The organism is Ensifer sp. GW101-20A05, assembly GCF_059424735.1.
Genome location: NZ_JBWKZT010000004.1, coordinates 479,535 through 496,108 on the forward strand (window position 1 = coordinate 479,535; position 16,574 = coordinate 496,108).

At 61.6% G+C, this 16,574-nt stretch carries 19 protein-coding genes; 10 read left to right on the forward strand and 9 right to left on the reverse strand.

All coding sequences use genetic code 11. The features are described from left to right. The first annotated feature begins 8 nt into the window (after positions 1-8). A complete protein-coding gene (mnhG, locus tag AC070A_RS14215; RefSeq protein ID WP_057251077.1) occupies positions 9-332 on the forward strand; it encodes a monovalent cation/H(+) antiporter subunit G in 324 nt (107 codons plus the stop codon). Between the two features lie 419 nt (positions 333-751). Next, positions 752-1,183 (forward strand): exopolysaccharide biosynthesis transcriptional regulator MucR, encoded by a 432-nt coding sequence (gene mucR, locus AC070A_RS14220; protein ID WP_034789336.1) that lies wholly within the window; start codon positions 752-754, stop codon positions 1,181-1,183. A gap of 254 nt (positions 1,184-1,437) precedes the next feature. Here the strand turns inward: mucR and AC070A_RS14225 are convergent, their stop codons facing one another. The 3 genes from AC070A_RS14225 to AC070A_RS14235 form a co-directional block, all read right to left on the reverse strand. Further along, a complete protein-coding gene (locus AC070A_RS14225) occupies positions 1,438-1,860 on the reverse strand; it encodes a SufE family protein (RefSeq protein ID WP_057250417.1) in 423 nt (140 codons plus the stop codon). 185 nt (positions 1,861-2,045) lie between these two features. Further along, complete coding sequence (locus AC070A_RS14230; RefSeq protein ID WP_113736838.1) at positions 2,046-2,726, reverse strand: peptidylprolyl isomerase; 681 nt, start codon at positions 2,724-2,726, stop codon at positions 2,046-2,048. Positions 2,727-2,925: 199 nt separating this feature from the next. Next, positions 2,926-3,396 carry a DUF5330 domain-containing protein gene (locus AC070A_RS14235; protein WP_057250413.1) on the reverse strand — a complete coding sequence of 157 codons (471 nt, stop codon included), beginning with the start codon at positions 3,394-3,396 and terminating at the stop codon, positions 2,926-2,928. A 641-nt stretch (positions 3,397-4,037) separates the two neighbouring features. Between AC070A_RS14235 and AC070A_RS14240 the strand changes: the two genes are divergently transcribed. The 3 genes from AC070A_RS14240 (at position 4,038) to AC070A_RS14250 (ending at position 6,968) form a co-directional block, all read left to right on the forward strand. After that, the gene (locus AC070A_RS14240; RefSeq protein ID WP_113736839.1) at positions 4,038-5,606 is read left to right on the forward strand and encodes a sensor histidine kinase; all 1,569 of its coding nucleotides are present in this window, start codon (positions 4,038-4,040) and stop codon (positions 5,604-5,606) included. After that, positions 5,578-6,543, forward strand: a complete 966-nt coding sequence (locus AC070A_RS14245; RefSeq protein WP_113736840.1) for a peptidoglycan-binding domain-containing protein — start codon at positions 5,578-5,580, stop codon at positions 6,541-6,543. Before AC070A_RS14240 ends, AC070A_RS14245 begins: the two co-directional genes overlap by 29 nt. Before the next feature lie 65 nt (positions 6,544-6,608). Then, a complete protein-coding gene (locus tag AC070A_RS14250; RefSeq protein ID WP_162770917.1) occupies positions 6,609-6,968 on the forward strand; it encodes a DUF1491 family protein in 360 nt (119 codons plus the stop codon). Positions 6,969-7,160: 192 nt separating this feature from the next. Here AC070A_RS14250 and AC070A_RS14255 read toward each other — a convergent pair whose 3' ends face one another. Continuing rightward, positions 7,161-8,234 carry a DUF2336 domain-containing protein gene (locus tag AC070A_RS14255; RefSeq protein WP_218372957.1) on the reverse strand — a complete coding sequence of 358 codons (1,074 nt, stop codon included), beginning with the start codon at positions 8,232-8,234 and terminating at the stop codon, positions 7,161-7,163. A gap of 297 nt (positions 8,235-8,531) precedes the next feature. Here AC070A_RS14255 and AC070A_RS14260 point away from each other — a divergent pair, with 297 nt between their 5' ends. The 3 genes from AC070A_RS14260 to AC070A_RS14270 all read left to right on the forward strand — a co-directional run bounded on the left by AC070A_RS14260 (position 8,532) and on the right by AC070A_RS14270 (position 10,168). Further along, positions 8,532-9,236, forward strand: coding sequence for an SH3 domain-containing protein (locus AC070A_RS14260; protein ID WP_113736843.1), 705 nt, complete (start codon positions 8,532-8,534; stop codon positions 9,234-9,236). 153 nt (positions 9,237-9,389) lie between these two features. Then, positions 9,390-9,671, forward strand: coding sequence for a hypothetical protein (locus AC070A_RS14265; RefSeq protein ID WP_057250404.1), 282 nt, complete (start codon positions 9,390-9,392; stop codon positions 9,669-9,671). Between the two features lie 326 nt (positions 9,672-9,997). Further along, the gene (locus tag AC070A_RS14270) at positions 9,998-10,168 is read left to right on the forward strand and encodes a hypothetical protein (protein ID WP_176707512.1); all 171 of its coding nucleotides are present in this window, start codon (positions 9,998-10,000) and stop codon (positions 10,166-10,168) included. Between the two features lie 267 nt (positions 10,169-10,435). Here AC070A_RS14270 and AC070A_RS14275 read toward each other — a convergent pair whose 3' ends face one another. The 3 genes from AC070A_RS14275 to AC070A_RS14285 form a co-directional block, all read right to left on the reverse strand. Beyond that, the gene (locus AC070A_RS14275; protein WP_113736844.1) at positions 10,436-10,981 is read right to left on the reverse strand and encodes a DUF1254 domain-containing protein; all 546 of its coding nucleotides are present in this window, start codon (positions 10,979-10,981) and stop codon (positions 10,436-10,438) included. Beyond that, on the reverse strand, positions 10,974-11,561 hold the full coding sequence (locus tag AC070A_RS14280) for a DUF1214 domain-containing protein (RefSeq protein ID WP_058320302.1): 588 nt from the start codon (positions 11,559-11,561) through the stop codon (positions 10,974-10,976). The genes AC070A_RS14275 and AC070A_RS14280 overlap by 8 nt, the downstream gene beginning before the upstream one ends. 147 nt (positions 11,562-11,708) lie before the next feature. After that, entirely contained in the window at positions 11,709-13,910 is a 2,202-nt protein-coding gene (locus AC070A_RS14285) for a transglycosylase domain-containing protein (RefSeq protein ID WP_058320301.1), read from the reverse strand. Positions 13,911-14,073: 163 nt separating this feature from the next. Between AC070A_RS14285 and AC070A_RS14290 the strand changes: the two genes are divergently transcribed. Continuing rightward, a complete protein-coding gene (locus AC070A_RS14290) occupies positions 14,074-14,541 on the forward strand; it encodes a YcgN family cysteine cluster protein (protein WP_057251076.1) in 468 nt (155 codons plus the stop codon). A 190-nt stretch (positions 14,542-14,731) separates the two neighbouring features. Here the strand turns inward: AC070A_RS14290 and AC070A_RS14295 are convergent, their stop codons facing one another. Then, positions 14,732-15,070, reverse strand: a complete 339-nt coding sequence (locus AC070A_RS14295; RefSeq protein WP_057250396.1) for an MmcQ/YjbR family DNA-binding protein — start codon at positions 15,068-15,070, stop codon at positions 14,732-14,734. Between the two features lie 225 nt (positions 15,071-15,295). Further along, positions 15,296-15,436, reverse strand: a complete 141-nt coding sequence (locus tag AC070A_RS14300) for a hypothetical protein (RefSeq protein ID WP_173515957.1) — start codon at positions 15,434-15,436, stop codon at positions 15,296-15,298. Between the two features lie 839 nt (positions 15,437-16,275). Here AC070A_RS14300 and feuN point away from each other — a divergent pair. Continuing rightward, positions 16,276-16,530, forward strand: coding sequence for a two-component system FeuPQ modulator FeuN (gene feuN, locus AC070A_RS14305; RefSeq protein WP_057250394.1), 255 nt, complete (start codon positions 16,276-16,278; stop codon positions 16,528-16,530). Positions 16,531-16,574: the final 44 nt, after the last annotated feature.

Sequence of the window (16,574 nt, forward strand, 5' to 3'; positions counted from 1 at the left end):
TCCTGGACATGGCCGTTGCTGTATTGGTTGCCGCTCTGTTGATCGTCGGCGCGATCTTTTCGCTGCTTGCGGCAATTGGCATCTTGCGTTTTCCCGATCTCTACACCCGTATGCATGCCGCGTCTAAGGCCGGCACCGTAGGTTCAGGCCTGTTGCTGTTGGCTGCGGGCGTTCATTCTCTGGATGCGGCAATACTGATTCGGGCGCTTGCAGGCTTCTTCTTCTTCGTTCTGACTGCACCAATCTCGGCTCATCTCTTGGCAAAAGCCGCACATCAGGCCGGTTACAAACTTACGAAGCTGTCAGTTGTAGATCAGCTTCCACAAAAGTAGAGCCACGTCATCGCTGATCGATGACATTTCTGAATCTGTATTTCAGAACTTTGCGATGCAGTGTGGCCATTTTAGCAAATCGGAGATAAAGTTGCTAACTGTCGGCAAATTTATGTTTGGACATTTCACGCATCGATGTTAATCGAGTAAATGTAAAGTGTCGTCGTGGAAATACTTTGATCTGAAATTCCAGCTTGAGTTGTGAATGTTGGTTGTTGCTTTGAGAGTTCGGTCGTCCCGGTGACTCGGCAGCAGGTTTCGTAATCAAAATTCCTACTCTTGATATCGTGGCCGGCGTTTGTCCTTGCCGCGTTTGATGGTCCATCCCAAGGCAGCGAAGGCTTCCTGGCGGCCCTTGCAAGCGTTCCTCCCCCCGAGACGCCGTTTCGGGTTGTGCTGAAGTCCGATAGGAGAAAGAAATGACTGAAACAGCGCTTGGCGCGAGCCATGAACTTCTGGTTGAGCTGACGGCGGAAATCGTTGCCGCCTACGTCAGCAATCACGTGGTTCCCGTCGCCGAGCTTTCCACGCTGATCGCAGATGTGCACTCGGCGCTCAACAACACCGCGGCGCCGGCACCGGTCGTCATCCCCGTTGAAAAGCCGAAGCCGGCCGTGTCGGTTCGCAAGTCCGTCCAGGACGACCAGATCACCTGCCTCGAATGTGGCGGCACCTTCAAGTCGCTGAAGCGCCACTTGATGACTCACCACAATCTGTCGCCGGAAGAATATCGCGAGAAATGGGACCTGCCGACCGACTACCCGATGGTCGCGCCCGCCTATGCGGAAGCACGCTCGCGTCTCGCCAAGGAAATGGGCCTCGGCCAGCGCCGCAAGCGCCGTGGCAAATAAGACTTCAACCGTCTGGTGAAGCCTTGCGGCTGGTTGCTGCAATTTGCCTGACGGCATTTGGTTTGAACACAAGGGCCGGGCCTGAGCGTCCGGCTCTTGTGTTTTGTACTGTCAGCAGCGCGGTCGCTGCGGCAGGTCCTGACGGCGCCTTGAAGCCTTTCGCGCAAACGTGCGCAGCGGTTTTGCGATAACGACATGCGAAATATCATAAAACTTAAAGCGCAAGGCGCGAACCTGAAAGATCGCGACGCGCTTTAGGCGGCCAGCCGAAGCTCGGCTTCGTTCTTGATGCGGCGGATCATCGAGCGCAGGCCGTTGGCGCGCTGCGTCGACAGGTGCTCGATCAGGCCGATCTTGCCGAAGGTATCGATGGCATCGGTCTTGGCGATCTCCGAGGCATGTTTGCCGGAATAGATGGCGAGCACGATTGCGACCAGGCCGCGCACGATATGCGCATCCGATTCACCTTCGAAAGTCAGGACAGGGTCCTCCGGATTGCCGGCCGTCTGGGTGACGAGCCAGACCTGGCTGGCGCAACCCTGAACCTTGTTTTCCTGGGTCCGCTTGGCTTCCGGCATGTCCGGCAGAGCTTTGCCGAGTTCGATCACATAGCGATAGCGATCCTCCCACTCGTCGAGGAAGGCGAAATCGTCGATGATCTGGTCAAGCGTCGTCATGGTCCGGGTCCAGTTATCAGGGGATTATACGCCCGCCGGTCCTTGCCGCGAACGAGCTTTGTCCCTGTTCATGCCCCTTTGCCATCAGGCATGCGGGCTTTCAGTCCTCATATAGGGGATGGCAAGCCCATTGAGAACCGCCAATAACAGTTACCTTGGGTGTCGGCGGCATTTCGCCGGCGCGGTCAGATCGAAACGCTTGACGGGAAGATGAAGGCATTTCCGGCGCCTGCATCGATCCCGCCGAGTTTGCCGACGGCCGCCGACAAGGCATGGCCGGCCGCGCGCGCATCGTCAGCGTCACGGGCAGATCCCTCGGTGTGCAATTCCTGCTCGGCCTTTCGCAACAGCTGCTTTATCTGCTCGGCAAGCGATTTGAGTTCGGCGGCCAGTTTCGTGGTGGCGCCGGACTCACCGTCATCGTCGCTGAATTCGCGATAGGCGCGCTCCGCGAAGCTTGTCGGCTCTGCGGACGTGGCTGCATCGTTTCCTGGGATAGCACCTTCCACTTGCGCACTGCCGGCATCTGCCAAGGCGGCCACGGCCGCAGCGGAGGCAACACCGTTTATCGCTCCGGCACCGTCTGCGCCGGCCAACTGCTGGGCTGCCGTGCCGAGTTGCTGAGCGAGTTGCTTGGCGAGCCTCGCGAGCGTTTCCGGATCCGATGCGAAGAACCGGAGCATGCGAAGCTGTTCCTTGATGTCGTCGAGCTTCTTCTTTGCTGCGGCGGCGCGGTCACCAGTGTCGTCATCGGTGCCGAGGAGCAATGCGGCCGATGCCGGGCTCTTGCCTTCGACGGCGGTCGATGTGCCGGCTGTCGCTGGCCGCGTCACGCCCGCATTCGAAAAAAGCCCGTAGATCTGCATTGGGTGCCTCCGCTTGCCGTGCGGCGGACCTAAGCAGCCACGGCTTGTGCGTGGCTGGCTCTTGGCGATCAAAGGTTGCGCCTGAAAAGAAAACGCCGCGAGGGGATGGGATCCTCGCGGCGGCCACGACAGGGCGGCAAGTCAGGCAGTTAAGTTGCGAATGGGTGGCCCGCCGGTCTCGACCGAGGGCTTGGCATGACTACTGGATGATCGCGGCCTTGGGATCGAGGCGCTTTTCCGGAACCGGCGTGCGCTTGAAGACAGGCTCTGCATCGATGGTGCTGACCTCGGTGGCGGGTGCTGCCACATCGGCAGCGGGCTTGACCGTGCCGGTCATGACCGGTGTGACCGTTCCGGTCATCACCTTGGCATCGGGTTGGGCCGCATCGGTTTCGGCAAACTGGGTATCCAGGAACTCATAGGCGATACGAGCGCCTTCGCGGGCCCTGTGGCCGAGGGCGACGAAGGTCTCTGCCCCTTTCTCGCAAATCTCAGGCTTCTGGATGCAGATGGCGCTGATGTATTGGAAGGCCTCATTGGCGGCGGCGAAGGTGTCGCCAAGCTCGACCTTGGGAGCGTGCTCCAGCTTCTGCGAGCTCGACGGATCGAGGAATGGCAGCAGCACCAGCACCAGCGAAAACCAAAATGTCGCCTTGATGAGAAACCACATGTTCTGCCCATCCTTCGTTCAGCTGCCTGAGCTCGCCAGTCTTCTAGCCGGCTTTTGTGCCTTCGGCATCCCGCAGCGCCGTCGTATCCCCTGATACCCGTTCACGCTGCCGTCGTTTCCTCGGGGAGCTGCTGCCTTCGAGGCAGCGTCCGTCCCTTTGTTGACACCGACATTAGGACGGGAATCACAAGACGGCTTTTCAAAATCGCGCGGCATTTGCTTCAAATTTTAATGAAATGCCGCCGCCGAGTGCTTTGCCGCGCATTTGTGTCGCATTTTAGCTTTCGCCGTTAAGGTTCGTGGCGGGACCCTGTGTGCGAAGCCCGGAAGCATCGGCAATGGCGTGCCGGCGGGCTCGCCACAATCGTTAACGCTGTGCAGAAAATGCACAGAAATCCGTTGCTTACGCCCCGTTAACCACAAGAAATGAAGGTCGCTCGATTTGCTCCAAAACGGGATTTTTCGGCCGTTTCGCACCGTTCCGGCACGGGCGCGTTTATTCTTTCATTAAGCCGGGGATGCGAGATTCCGACATGTCACGAGGCGGTCTGAATCGCGGTTTCCAAATAGGGGAAATCGGTCGCGCCAGCCTCGCAAGAACAACAAATGTAGCAGGGTAAAGCGTGAGCGTATTGCGTAACATGGCTGGCAGATGGGCGTCCCGCGTGGACGAGATCGCGGCCCTGTGGCTGCCCCGTCGTGAGGCTTCTTCGCCCGCCGGGCGCCGCGACACGAAACGTTTGCGCACTGTTGCGGCCGTGTCTTTGACGACACTGCCGGTGGCGCCGCTCGCCCTGTCGCTCGCCATACCCGTGTCCTCGGCCCTGCCGCTCGGAACCGCTCTTTGGGCTTCCGCTTCGCTACTGGCGGCAGCCGTTGCGATCGCCCGCGGCCGAGCGCCGGAAACTGCTGCGCCGGCTCCGTCCGATCCCGTTCTCCGGGACCTCTCGGCAGCCTATGACCTGTTTGCGGGCCTCGTGACCGTGCATGACCTGCGCGGCAATGTCCTTTCCGTGCATGGGCGCGATGCCGCCGAGCACCTGACGCTGATGCGCGACCCGGCGGGCCGCGGCTTCATCGAGCAGATTCACGTCTCCGACCGCATTACGTTCCTGAGCGCGATCGACATCCTTCGCCAGGGCGGCGATCGGGCGACGGTCGATATCCGTATCGAACGGCGGACCTTGCCGATCGAAGGCGAACAGTTCGTCTACATGTCCTGCGACTTGGCGCCCTTGCGCGACCGCGATAGCAACTTGACGGCGATCCTTGCGCAGTCGCGCGATGTCTCTCAGGAGGCAGGCCTGCGCGCCGAGGCGGCGGCCCGGACCGCCGAAGCGGAGTCTGCGAACGATGCCAAGACCCGTTTCCTCGCCGCCGTCAGCCACGAGCTGCGCACGCCGCTGAATGCCATCCTCGGCTTTTCCGACGTGCTGGGCGGCGAGTATTTCGGCAAGCTCGAGAACGATCGCCAGCGCGAGTATGTGAGCCTCATCCACAAGTCGGGCGAACATCTGCTCTCCGTCGTCAACACCATGCTCGACATGAGCAAGATCGAGGCGGGACGCTACGAGCTCATGCCCGAGCCGTTCCGCGTCGCCGAGGCGGTTGCCGCCTGCGAGGCGATGCTGTCGCACCAGGCCGCGGAAAAGGGCGTCAAGCTCGTCAGCCGCGTCACCCGCGGCATTGGCGAAGTCAATGCCGACCAGCGCGCCTTCCAGCAGGTTCTCATCAACCTGGTCGGCAACGCCGTGAAGTTCACCGACCATGGCGGCGTCGTGACGATCGACGCTGAAGTGGACGGTGCGATGCTGAAGCTCTCGGTCAGCGACACCGGCATCGGTATTGCCGCCGACAAGCTGGAGCTGCTCGGTCAACCTTTTGTCCAGATCCAGAACGACTATACACGCCGCTACGAAGGCACGGGTCTTGGCCTTTCGCTGGTCAAGGGCCTCGTTGCCCTTCATGGTGGCGACCTCACGATTCGCAGCCGCGAGGGTGAGGGGACCGTCATCGTCGTGACGATACCGCGCGACGGCTCCGGCATCGCCGTTGCCGAGCAAGAAGAGCAGCGTTCGTCGGTGACGGTGGAATTTCCGCCGCGCCTACGCGACGGAGAGGCGAGGCCGGCCGCCGAAGGAGGGCGGTCCGAAGACGTTGGTTTGAACGAGGAACGGGGATATGGCGCCGCGCAAGCGAAAACAGCCTGAACGGAAGAAGGCCGCGCGGCGTGCGCCTGGCCTGGCCGTGCGCGGGCTGGCTCTTGCCGGACAGGGTGTTGGGCTTGCCGGCCGGCTGATGGCGCGCCATCCCCTGGTCTCTGGCGGCTCGGCCGCCTTCCTGGTCGTGTTTTCCTTCGTTGCCGCCAATGCCATGTGGTACCAGCACGGTGTGCACCCGTCACCGCTGATGCGCACCCGCGTGCCGCTCGTCAGCGCCGAAACCGCGCAGCGGATCGCCATCGCCAAGGGCGAAGAGATCGAGCCGCGCAACGTGACCACCTTCGTCATCGAGCGCGAGGGCGAGGCCAAGGCGGACAATGTCGAGGACGTGATAGCTGCGACTTCCGCGGATCTGCCGACGGAAAAACCGTCGCCTGAGCGCGTGGCAAGCGTGCCCGGTGGCGCGACCTCGAAGCTCGTTGCCGACATCCAGAAGGAACTGAACCGCGTCGGCCTTTATGACGGCGCGCCGGACGGGCGCAGCGGCCCACGGACGGCGGCCGCCATCCTGCGTTTCGAAGCGCAGGCCGGCCGCGCCGAGACGGGTTCGGCCAGTACGGAGTTGCTGCAGGCACTTCGGGCGGCACCTGGCGATCAGGCTGCTCAGGTCATGCCGGCGGGAAGGCCTCTTACCGAGGCCAAGGGCAGTGGCGTGGAGATCGATCCGGTCGCTGCCGCCATTCGTTCCTCCGAGAAGGAGAGCAATTTCGTTCCGCGTGCCGAAATCCCGGTTTCGAGCGCCCTGGTGCTGAACATCCAGAAGGGGCTGAGCAACCTCGCCTATGCGGATGTGACGGTCGATGGCGTCGCCGGAGCGCAGACGCGGGCGGCGATCCGCCATTTCGAGAAACATTACCGCCTGCCGCAGACCGGTGAACCGAATGCCCAGGTCTTGAAAAAGCTCAAGGAAATCGGCGCACTCTGATTGCCGGTGGGTTTTGACGGCGCCACGGATTTGCCTGCGCCGTCCAGCGCGTGTATCAGCCTTTCATGCGCCTGAAGTCTCACATCTTCGTCTCATCCCTCTTGCGCCGCGCGTTTTCGCTCGGCGGCTATGCGGCCGTGCTGCGCAAGGGAGCGGAGGAGGCCGGTGCGATCTTCATCCGCCAGCGGAGGCGGCTCGGCACCGAGACGCTCTTTGCCCCGGCTCCGCAGAATTTCTTCGACGACGAAGTCGCGCTCGGCCGCAAGTTCGAAGTGAGGCTGCGCGACAGCGACGCTGAGCGGGTCGATGCGGCGCTTGCGAGCGAAATCCGCTTCGATCCGGATTGCTGGATCGTGGAAATCGAGCTGGACGACCATGGCGATCTGTTCGAGGTGGTTCCGGAGGAAGGGGCAAGCCGGCCCTGACACCGTCTTGCCGATTGCAATGGCCGCATCGCAGGACCGCAGGCTCCGACCGGCCGCGAGTGGAGCTGGATCATCGACGCGATGGAACAGCTTTTCTAGGGCGGGCGAGGACTCACCGGTACGCCCAGCATGTTCCCGACACGGGAAGCAGACCTGCATCAAGGCGACGTGCGGAGCGAGAGATTTCTGCGCCTAGCCGCGTCGGCGCCCGAAAAGTCGCTGTGGCTGCACGTTGCCGGCGGCCGCTGCAATCTTGCGAGGGCCGATCTGCCGCGCATCATTGGCGGGATTTTCGGCGAAGTAGGCTTCGTGCCTCGCCGTTGGAGTGGTTTCTTCCGCCTCAGCCTCGATCCAGCCATCGAGCTGTTCGCGGCAGGCGGTACGGTTCATGGCGCCGATCAACGCTTCCGCATGGCTCGTCTCGCCGAAGGGCTCGCGAAGATGCGGATACAGCGCCTGAAGCACGAAACCGGCATCGGCCGCCTGGACATCGAGAGCGACGAGGCTCGTCGCAAGCCGCTGTCCGGAAATATCGAGCAGGATGCGCTCGACATGGGCGTCCTTGGTGCCGAGCGCCTGGCCGAGGACGCGCGAGAACAGGATGATCTCGCCGCTGCGGGCAAAGCGAACAAGCAATGCAGCATGCACGTCATTGATTGCCTCGGATGAGGCGGCCGGCGTGGGGTTGCGTGACCCCGCTCGCGCCAGGGTCTTGATCTCGTGCCTGAGCGCTTCTTCGCGGGCGGTGCGCAAGGAAGCGGCTGCAGCCTCCGGGTGTGGCTGTTCCGCCACCGCCTGCTTTGCCGCGCTGCTGCGCGCGGCAAGCCCGAGTGGATTGTGGTGCTCGACCAGGGCATCGACGACAAGGGGGGAGAGGTTGGGACGCCGCGCGATCGCTGCGGCATGTTCCGGCCCGCGCTCGCGGATGACCGCAATGAGAGTGCGGTCCGCTATCGCCTTCGAACGCGTCAGGAAAATCGCGGCAATCGAAATCGGCATGCCACCGATCAATGCGGCGACCGGCTCAGGAATCTGCGAGCACTGGGAAAGGGCTGCGGCCGCCTGACGGCGGGCTTCGTTGCTGGAGCCGAGGAAGAGCGGTTCGAACAGTTCGGCAAACTGCTTCATGTCGGATTTGCGGGGGATGCGCAGGCTTTCGAAACCGGTAACCGTCGCCATCAGGACAACGTCCTTCAAGCGGCCGGTCTGTGGCCTTTCCAACTCACGAAAGCGATCCGTCACGGTAATTCCCTGCACGCAAAACATGATCGCCGTTTCCGGTGATCCGGAAAGGCACACGTCGCAAAAATTAGAAGAAAAGCGTTAGCGCACTGTTAACTATGGATGTTGGAGCTTTATTCAGGCTTGCGGCACATGCGTGGCGCGCGACAGGGCCGCCCGTTCGCCCCGCTGGCCCCGCATTTCTCGGGGACATCCGCGGCATCAGCCATAAAAAATCCACATGCGGTCACGAGTTATCGCGGCGACGGTCAAGGGCTCCGGACGCCCGCCGACGTTTGGAGGCCAAATGAAGAGGGGCCTCTCCATGGGAGATATGGAACTGTGAAGAAATTTATCCTGCGCGCGGCGGCGGTCTGCGCGCTCCTCGCGGCGCCGGTTGTCGCCGAGGCCGCCGAAGGCTTTGCCACTGCCAATGTGAACATGCGCTCCGGTCCGAGCACCCGCTATCCGGCGGTATCGTTGATCCCGGTTGGCGAATCGGTGGAAATCCACGGATGCCTTGCGGATCTGCCGTGGTGCGATGTCTCGTTCTACGGTGGGCGCGGCTGGGTCGCCGGGCGTTATGTCCAGGCCGACTATCGCCGCAATCGCGTTTACGTCGAGCCCCGCTATTATCGCCCGCTCGGAATTCCAACGGTCGTCTTCCAGTTCGACAACTATTGGGACCGCAACTACCGCGGCCGTGACTTCTATCGCGAGCGCGATCGTTGGCGCCACGGACCGGATTGGGTCGACGACCGCCGGAATCGTCGCGACTGGGAGCGCCAGCGCGAGCGCGACCGCCGCGACTGGGAAAGTGACCGCCGCCGCGAGCGCCGGGACTGGGAAACCGGTGAACGTGAAGACGAGTGGCGGCGCCGCGAGAGCGAATGGAACCGCGAGCAGACCGTGCGTGAAGAGCGCCGCGAATGGGAACGTCGCAGCGACGGCGTGCGCGTTCGCCAGAACGATGACGGCATCTACGAAGGCGCCCGCCCGGCACCGTTTGTTCGGTGCCAGTTCGACGATCCGAACTGCGAAAACTGACGTGGAGCGCCTGAAACGGCGTTCTTGCGTTGGACTGGAAAACGGGCGGCTCTGGCCGCCCGTTTGCTTTTCGGCGCTCCGGTTTTCTGCAGCTTCTGGCGGAACCAAACGCCATCCGGAGCGTTGAGACGGCGCAGACAAGGGAGCATTGTAATGGTGGAAAAGAAACTGGAGGCCGTGCAGACAGTCAGCGAAAATGTTTCGCAGGCGCAAGCGCGCGCTGAGGTTGATGTGCAAATCGCCGAACTGCGGGCGGAAATCGCCCGGCTGACCGAAGCAGTCTCTGCGATTGGCAGCGGCACGAGGGCAGTCGTGCAGGGCGAGGCGGAGTTGATGGTGGAACGCGTTCGCGAGCGCGTGCGCGAGGAGCCGCTGTCGACGCTGGTGGCGGTTGCCGGGGTGTCGTTTCTGTTTGGCCTGATCTCACGACGCTAGCGAAAAGCCGCGGTTTGCGAACCGCCGCTCCGGGTTGTTACCTCGGATACATCTCGGGGGCTCGTCTGGCGAGATAATGAATATAGGTTGGTGTCGCAGCGGTGTATTAGCATTCTGTTAACCAGCCTATGGCTCAATCGGGGCGGACCCGTTATCATCGGGCTGTATCGTGTGAACCAGAAGAGCAACATCCGGGCGACCGGAAGAAGGAGCAAACGAGAAAAGCGCGCCTGTCCAGGCAAGGCCTGGAAAAATGCGCTGGCCCGAGAGGGCAGGGTGAAATCTGTACGGTAGTTCATCCGTCTCAAGACTTTGTGGAGACGAGCATGGCAGACGTCATCAGAATTCAGGACCGAAAGGTTCGCGTACCGCCGCGTAGACCGCCGGCCATATCGGGCGGGGCCAAAGTGCTTCTGTTTACCGGTATCCGCTACGAACGCCTCGACCGCGACCCGCAGCCGACGGCACCCGATGGACGCCGGATCAAGAAGCAGTAACGTTCGATTTCCCGCATCGGCGGCCGGTTGCGTCCGAGCGCGCGTCCTTGGCCCGAAACCTCAGGGTCCTTCACCATAATTCCTGCACTGAACGTAGTCTTTGCGTTGGCTGTCTGCCGCACGAAGCCGCGACTGCGCGGTCAGATGCCTTCACGTCCGAAGCATCTAGAGCGCCGTGCGTTCAAATGAACGCACTAAGGTCGCTCTAGCACTTTGTTTCTAGAGCATCTTTCCGCTTCAAGTGGTTCCACTTGAAAGCGGGATACTCTAGCGCCGAAATGGCTCGCAGCTTGATTCCGCAAGGAAATTGCGGACCTGCTCCTCGAAACTGTCGACCGGCGCCATCGCTCTCAAAACGGCATAGCCGTCCTGTTCCTTCATCTCCACCATGATCGATTGTGCCAGCGCCTCCGGCGGAGCCTTGCGCAGTTCTACCAGCTGAATCGGCGTCGCGACGACAAGATCGAGCTTGCCGTTGACCGCCGTGTGGTCGTTCATGCTGAAGACTTCGTTCGAATTGCTGTCGAAGACCGCGAGCGACCAGAACGGCACGCTGCCGCTGGCGAGGAAGCGCGCCGGCCCGTCCGAGATCGAGAAGCTGCAAACGGCCGCCCTGAGGTAGGGATCGTCATTGGCAAGGCCGGTCGACCCCGGCGTGCTCGTCAGCGCGAAGAAACTGTCCATCTCGAGCAGCCCCAGCACGCGGGTATAGGCGTCGCGGCCGGTAAATTGCGGCAGCGACAGGATGATGATGATGTGCAGCAGGGCGGCGCCGACGAGGCCGAGGACCGTGGCGAAGAGAACCTTACGCATCGCCGCACCCGGTCTTGGTGATAACAGGCATGGCGAGGTCGATCAGGCCCGAGGAACCCGCCGTCGGCGTGTCGAGCAGCGTCAGGACCAGCCGGAAGGTCCCCGCATGGCGCACGGCCAGCCAATTGTCCGGCTGGGCGTTCGGCGACACATGGATCGTGAAATTGCTGTTTTCGCTGCGCAGCACCGTCCAGGAATTGAGGGCCGAGGGCAGGTCGGAGCCGGGACGCAACGGCAGGCCGTTGGCATTCGCGGCATAAAGCGTCCAGAAGCGAGCCTGCGGCGTCAGCCCCGTGACGTCATAGGAGCAGGTCGCCTGGAGCTTCTGGCCCCTGTCGTCGGTCTGCGCGCTGAACATCAATCCTTCCGCGCCACCGTACAGAAGTTCCCCCGCGCGCGCCCGGTGTGCCTTGGCATAGGGATCGGCATTGATCGTCTGCGCTTCCGGAAAAGCGACCCACGGGCCGATCGCGATCGAGCCGAAGCCGACGGTCGCCTTCAGCGCCCATACGGCCGAGGCAATGCCGCCGCCGAAGGCGATGGCAAGAGCGAGGGCGACGAGGAAGGGGATTCGAAACAAGGGCGGCTCTATCGGAAATCGTTCTGTGGCGGGGCAACATGGGGTTGCCTCCATATCTCGCCGAAATTGGCGCCCGGCGCAACGGCGACTGACGGGTCGCGCGCGGCCTCACGATGAGATGGATGCCGCGGGCCTGGCCGGGAGACTTTAGTTGCTGGCGGCATTGGGGTCCGTCTGTCCGGAGCGTTTTTCTTCGGCAGCGCCGAGGGCGGCGAGCCTGCCGCCGGCCTTTTCTGGCGCTTTCAGTGCTGGGGCCTTTTCGAAGGTCTCGCCGATCGTGCGCAGCAGGCGGGTGACCTCGGCCGACAACGAGCGCGGGCGGACGAGTGGCGGCAGGGCGTTCTCGTCCGGCTTGGCCGTCGCGACCTCTGGCTGCTTCGCCGGCGCCGTCGGGGCGGTGACGCCGGGGATAGCGCGGTGCTCGATGCCTTGCTCGGCATAGTCCATTAGCCGCTTGAAGGTCATCGCCGGCAGGGAGCCGCCGGTCATGTTGTTGGTGGACGTGTAGTCGTCGTTGCCGAACCAGACGGCGGTCGTATAGTCGCCGGTGAAGCCGGCGAACCAGGCGTCGCGATAGGCCTGCGTCGTGCCTGTCTTGCCGCCGACGACAATGCCGTTGTCGAGCGCAGCCTTGCGCGCCGTGCCGATGATCGGAATCTGCGTCAGCATCGAATTCATCGATGTATTTGCGGTTTCCGAAAGCACGCGCCGCGCCGGCGGTTCGTCACGCCCGAAGTCGTAAAGAATGTCGCCGTCATAGTTGAGAATCTGGCTGATCCCGTGGCGGCGCGACTGCATGCCGCCGGCCGGAAACACGGCATAGGCGGTCGCCTGATCGAGCACGGTGACTTCCGATGTGCCGAGCGGCATCGTCTTGTCGGTGCGCAGCGGTGTTTCGATGCCCATGTTCTTGGCGGTCTGGGCGATCAGATCGGTGCCGAGTTTGTCCTTGGCGAGGCGCACGGGGATGGTGTTGATCGACTTGGCGATCGCCGTCAGGATGGTGATGCGACCGGCATAGCTGCGGCCGTAGTTCTGTGGTGACCAGCCGCGCCAAGTGATCGGTGCGTCGACGACGACCGTTTCCGGCGTCATGCCTTTTTCCATCGCCGCTGCGTAGGTGTAGACCTTGAAGGAAGAGCCTGGCTGGCGCAACGCGCGGGTCGCCCGGTTGAACTGGCTTTCGCCGTAGTCGCGGCCGCCGACCATGGCGCGCACCGCGCCGCCGTTTTCGATCATGACCAGCGCGCCCTGCTTCACATGGAAGCTCTCTCCATATTGGCGCAGGCTCGATTCGACCGAGTCCTCGGCAGCGTTCTGCAGGCCCATGTCGATCGTGGTGCGCACGATCAGCGAATGCTGCGCGAAGGGACGGGCGATGCGCTGGACTTCGTCAAAGGCCCAATCGAGGAAGAAGTCGGGTGCCTTCACCTGGGCGCGATCGATCACGGTTGCGGGAGTGAGCCGCGCCGCAATCACCTGCCCCTCCGTCATCAGCCCGCCCTGGACGAGGTTGCTCAGAACCTCGTTGGCGCGTCCGCGCGCGGCCGGCAGGTTGACGTGCGGCGCATAGCGGGCGGGCGCCTTGAAGAGGCCGGCGAGCATCGCCGATTCCGCCAGGCTGACATCGGTGATCGATTTGCCGAAGTAGAACTGGGCTGCCGCAGCCGCGCCGAAGGTGCCGCCGCCCATATAGGCGCGGTCGAGATAGAGCCTCAGGATTTCTTTCTTCGAAAGGTTGCATTCGAGCCAGACGGCAAGGAAGGCTTCCTTGATCTTGCGCTCGATCGTGCGTTCGTTGGTGAGGAACAGGTTCTTGGCGAGCTGCTGGGTCAGTGTCGAGCCGCCCTGGACGACACCGCCGGCGCGAGCATTCTCGGTCATCGCGCGGGCAAGGCCGAGGAAGTCGATACCCCAGTGGTCGAAGAAGCGGCGATCTTCGGTCGCCAGCACCGCCTTGATCAGATGGTCAGGCAGTTCGTCGATCGGCACGGAATCTTCGTGAATGATCCCGCGGTGGCCGATTTCATTGCCGTAGCGGTCGAGGAAGGTGACGGCGAAGTCGCTCTGGGCGCGCCAGTTTCCCTTGGTTTCCTCGAAGGCGGGAAGCGCGAGCGCCAGCATCAGCACGGAGCCGACGGTGCCCCAGTTCATGCCTTCGCCGAGCACCTCGAAGACGACCTTTTTCCAGCCTGTGACGCGGAAACGGCGGAAGAAGATGGTGGTATCTTCCCACCATTGCGACAGCTTGAAGCCGGCATTCCAGACCGTGGAATCGATCCAGGAGTCGACCCTGAGAAAGATGTGCCGTTTTTTCGGCCGGTTATCGTCTTTCCTCGGTTCCCGCACGTCTCAACGTCCTGAAGGCTTTGTGGCATCATGCCGGCGCCGGGCAATATTTGCACGACGTCAAATTCCAATCTACTTGCATATCGCGCCGCCGGCCTTAAAAAACCGGCAATTTTCTGCGAAATTTCTGTATCGCGGGCTATTTGACGAAAGTGTGATGACGATGGGCGAAATGCCTTTCTGGAAGGCGAAAAGCCTTGAGGACATGACCAATACGGAGTGGGAAAGCCTTTGCGACGGCTGCGGGCTCTGTTGTCTGAACAAGCTGGAGGATTGGGATACCGGCGAGATCGCCTGGACCTCGATCCGTTGCACCTTGCTCGATGGCGAGAGCTGTCGTTGCAAGGACTATGAAAACCGGCAGGCGACGGTGCCCGATTGCATCCAACTGACACCCAAGGCCGTGCGCGAGATTACCTGGCTGCCGCCGACGTGCGGTTACCGCCTCGTTGCCGAGGGGCGCGATCTCTATTGGTGGCACCCGCTGGTTTCAGGCGACCCGGACACGGTTCATGCTGCAGGCATTTCGGTGCGTGGCCGCACCGTCGCCGAGGATGGCATCGATATCGAAGACTATGAAGATTATCTCGTCACCTGGCCGCTGGAAGTGGGACAGGAAAGCGTGGATTGAGAGGGGACCGGCCGGCGCTTCGCAATCGCCCTGAGAGCGGAGCGCTTTGCATTCCGGCGAGGCGGCTATCCGCTTTTCGAGCCAGCGTAATGCGCGTCGCGATCTTTCAGATTCGCGCCTTGCGCTTTAAGTTTTTGATATTTCGCATGTCGTTATCGCAAAACCGCTGCCCACTTTTGCGTGACAGGCTTTAATGGCTGCCACCGTTCTTCTTGACGAGGTTTTTCGGCGCGACGTTACGCCAGGCGGTTTCCATCGACTGGCGGACGAGACCTTCGTCCGCTTCGACGAAGTAGAATGAGGTCCAGCCGCGGTCTCCCCAGCCGCCGGGCACGGCAGCGCAGACCCCGGGCTCCATTTCCAGAAGCATGCGCTGCTGGTCAGGCGTGAATTTGAAGACCGCGCGACCCGCTTCCGGCAAGCTCATAAAAATGCGCTTTCCCACCCGGAAGTCCCGTGTGCCGAAATGCGCGTTTTCTTCCGTTCCCGGCAAGCTTAGCGCGAGTTTTTCGATCTCTTCGGTTAGCATTCGGGAAGAGTAACATGGTTTTTCCGAATGGCCAAAAGGCTGAAAATCGCCACAAAAATCGAAGGGCCGCAGCATTTGCCACGGCGCCTATCCGTTCGCGCGGCGACGGAACACGCGGCATTGCAGGACGTGTTTCATCCCGACCCGAAGGTTCAACTCCGTGTTGCGTCTTCTCTATGTTGGGAGGGTCATGGCGCGCGACAATCGATGCGCCGTTGACAGGCGTTACTCAGCCGGTTGGATCGGCTTCGGGGTGCTTTCGCCGGCAGCGCGCATGGCGCGCCATTCGTTTTCGAAACGGTCGAGCAGCGATTGCGGTACTTTGGACTGCTGAGATGCGGGCTGGTTGTTGGCGAGCGTCTGCATCCGATCCTCCCGGGCCTATGACGGTTTCATGACGTTTGATGCGGCGGACACTTTCATATCGTAAAGACTTTGTAAATCAGTGGCTTAAATCATTTAAACGATTGAAAAATATTTAAATCGATTAATTTTTCGTTGATCCACAGCCGTCCGTCAATTCACAGATGTGGTAGTTCAGATGCGACTAAATTGGCTGTTCTTTTGAAGTAATTTTGCGAACGTCTATTCTTTGTACGCGAACGCCAAGCTTCACGTATTCAGGCACGAATAGGATGTGCCGAACGTCGGCACGCTTGCGCGCTAGGGGGCGAAAACCATCGCTATGAAATCGAAGGGTGTCAGTGGCTTAGCCTGGCTGCCGGAATCGGGCTGCGATCGACTTGACTCAACCTCGCAGGGTGTTGACTCAGTTTTCGAACGATCGCCGCCAAGGGATTCAAATGAATCGGGAATCGCTTCCTGCTTGATGTGCTGTCTCAGTGTTCGGGCTATGGCGGATGCCCTGGCCATCGCGACGCGCGAGCCTATGACGACGTCTGAAGTCTAGCGAAACATACTTAACAAAAGGCTGCCACGACCAAGGCCGGTGAGCTTCAAGCTCTGTTCTCCCAGCAGCCGCGCAGATGAAACTGTCGCATGAAGTGGCTATCGCTTGCCGAACGAGGGCCTTGGCCCGGGTTCCGTCAGGGATGGAATCGCTGCAATCTAGGGTCGGAATTCCAGTTGAGTCTGTGGGTTTTCCAATGGGTTCCTGGTGGCTCGGAAGGCCGACATTCATTTGCCATTCAGCCTCATTCGGTTATTGCTTCTGCCATGATGCTTCCCAAGTCGAAAGTGCGTTCATGTCTTCACCAGTGATCATAGCCGCGCTTGCTGCAGGCCTCGCGGGCTTCAGCCCGCCTGCGATCAACGTGCCGTCGGATAATGTCGTCCGTGTGGCCGGCGATTGCAGCGCGGCCGCTGCACAGGTGGTCGCCGACACCGGCGGCGAGTTGTTGTCGGCACAACCGACGTCCGATGGCCAGTGCGTGATCACGGTGCTCGTTCCCGGTAACGGTGGGCGACCGAAAAAGGTGACCGTCAAGGTGCCGATGTAAGCGATCCCTGCAGTACCGTGCGTCTTGTCCGATGCGAAAAGGTC

What these genes read in the sequence shown, in the direction of transcription:
- mnhG (WP_057251077.1), top strand. Translation starts at nt 9, where the DNA reads ATGGCCGTTGCTGTATTGGTTGCCGCTCTGTTGATCGTCGGCGCGATC.
- mucR (WP_034789336.1), top strand. Translation starts at nt 752, where the DNA reads ATGACTGAAACAGCGCTTGGCGCGAGCCATGAACTTCTGGTTGAGCTG.
- AC070A_RS14225 (WP_057250417.1), bottom strand. Translation starts at nt 1,860, where the DNA reads ATGACGACGCTTGACCAGATCATCGACGATTTCGCCTTCCTCGACGAG.
- AC070A_RS14230 (WP_113736838.1), bottom strand. Translation starts at nt 2,726, where the DNA reads ATGCAGATCTACGGGCTTTTTTCGAATGCGGGCGTGACGCGGCCAGCG.
- AC070A_RS14235 (WP_057250413.1), bottom strand. Translation starts at nt 3,396, where the DNA reads ATGTGGTTTCTCATCAAGGCGACATTTTGGTTTTCGCTGGTGCTGGTG.
- AC070A_RS14240 (WP_113736839.1), top strand. Translation starts at nt 4,038, where the DNA reads ATGGCTGGCAGATGGGCGTCCCGCGTGGACGAGATCGCGGCCCTGTGG.
- AC070A_RS14245 (WP_113736840.1), top strand. Translation starts at nt 5,578, where the DNA reads ATGGCGCCGCGCAAGCGAAAACAGCCTGAACGGAAGAAGGCCGCGCGG.
- AC070A_RS14250 (WP_162770917.1), top strand. Translation starts at nt 6,609, where the DNA reads ATGCGCCTGAAGTCTCACATCTTCGTCTCATCCCTCTTGCGCCGCGCG.
- AC070A_RS14255 (WP_218372957.1), bottom strand. Translation starts at nt 8,234, where the DNA reads ATGTTTTGCGTGCAGGGAATTACCGTGACGGATCGCTTTCGTGAGTTG.
- AC070A_RS14265 (WP_057250404.1), top strand. Translation starts at nt 9,390, where the DNA reads ATGGTGGAAAAGAAACTGGAGGCCGTGCAGACAGTCAGCGAAAATGTT.
- AC070A_RS14270 (WP_176707512.1), top strand. Translation starts at nt 9,998, where the DNA reads ATGGCAGACGTCATCAGAATTCAGGACCGAAAGGTTCGCGTACCGCCG.
- AC070A_RS14275 (WP_113736844.1), bottom strand. Translation starts at nt 10,981, where the DNA reads ATGCGTAAGGTTCTCTTCGCCACGGTCCTCGGCCTCGTCGGCGCCGCC.
- AC070A_RS14290 (WP_057251076.1), top strand. Translation starts at nt 14,074, where the DNA reads ATGGGCGAAATGCCTTTCTGGAAGGCGAAAAGCCTTGAGGACATGACC.
- AC070A_RS14295 (WP_057250396.1), bottom strand. Translation starts at nt 15,070, where the DNA reads ATGCTAACCGAAGAGATCGAAAAACTCGCGCTAAGCTTGCCGGGAACG.
- AC070A_RS14300 (WP_173515957.1), bottom strand. Translation starts at nt 15,436, where the DNA reads ATGCAGACGCTCGCCAACAACCAGCCCGCATCTCAGCAGTCCAAAGTA.
- feuN (WP_057250394.1), top strand. Translation starts at nt 16,276, where the DNA reads ATGTCTTCACCAGTGATCATAGCCGCGCTTGCTGCAGGCCTCGCGGGC.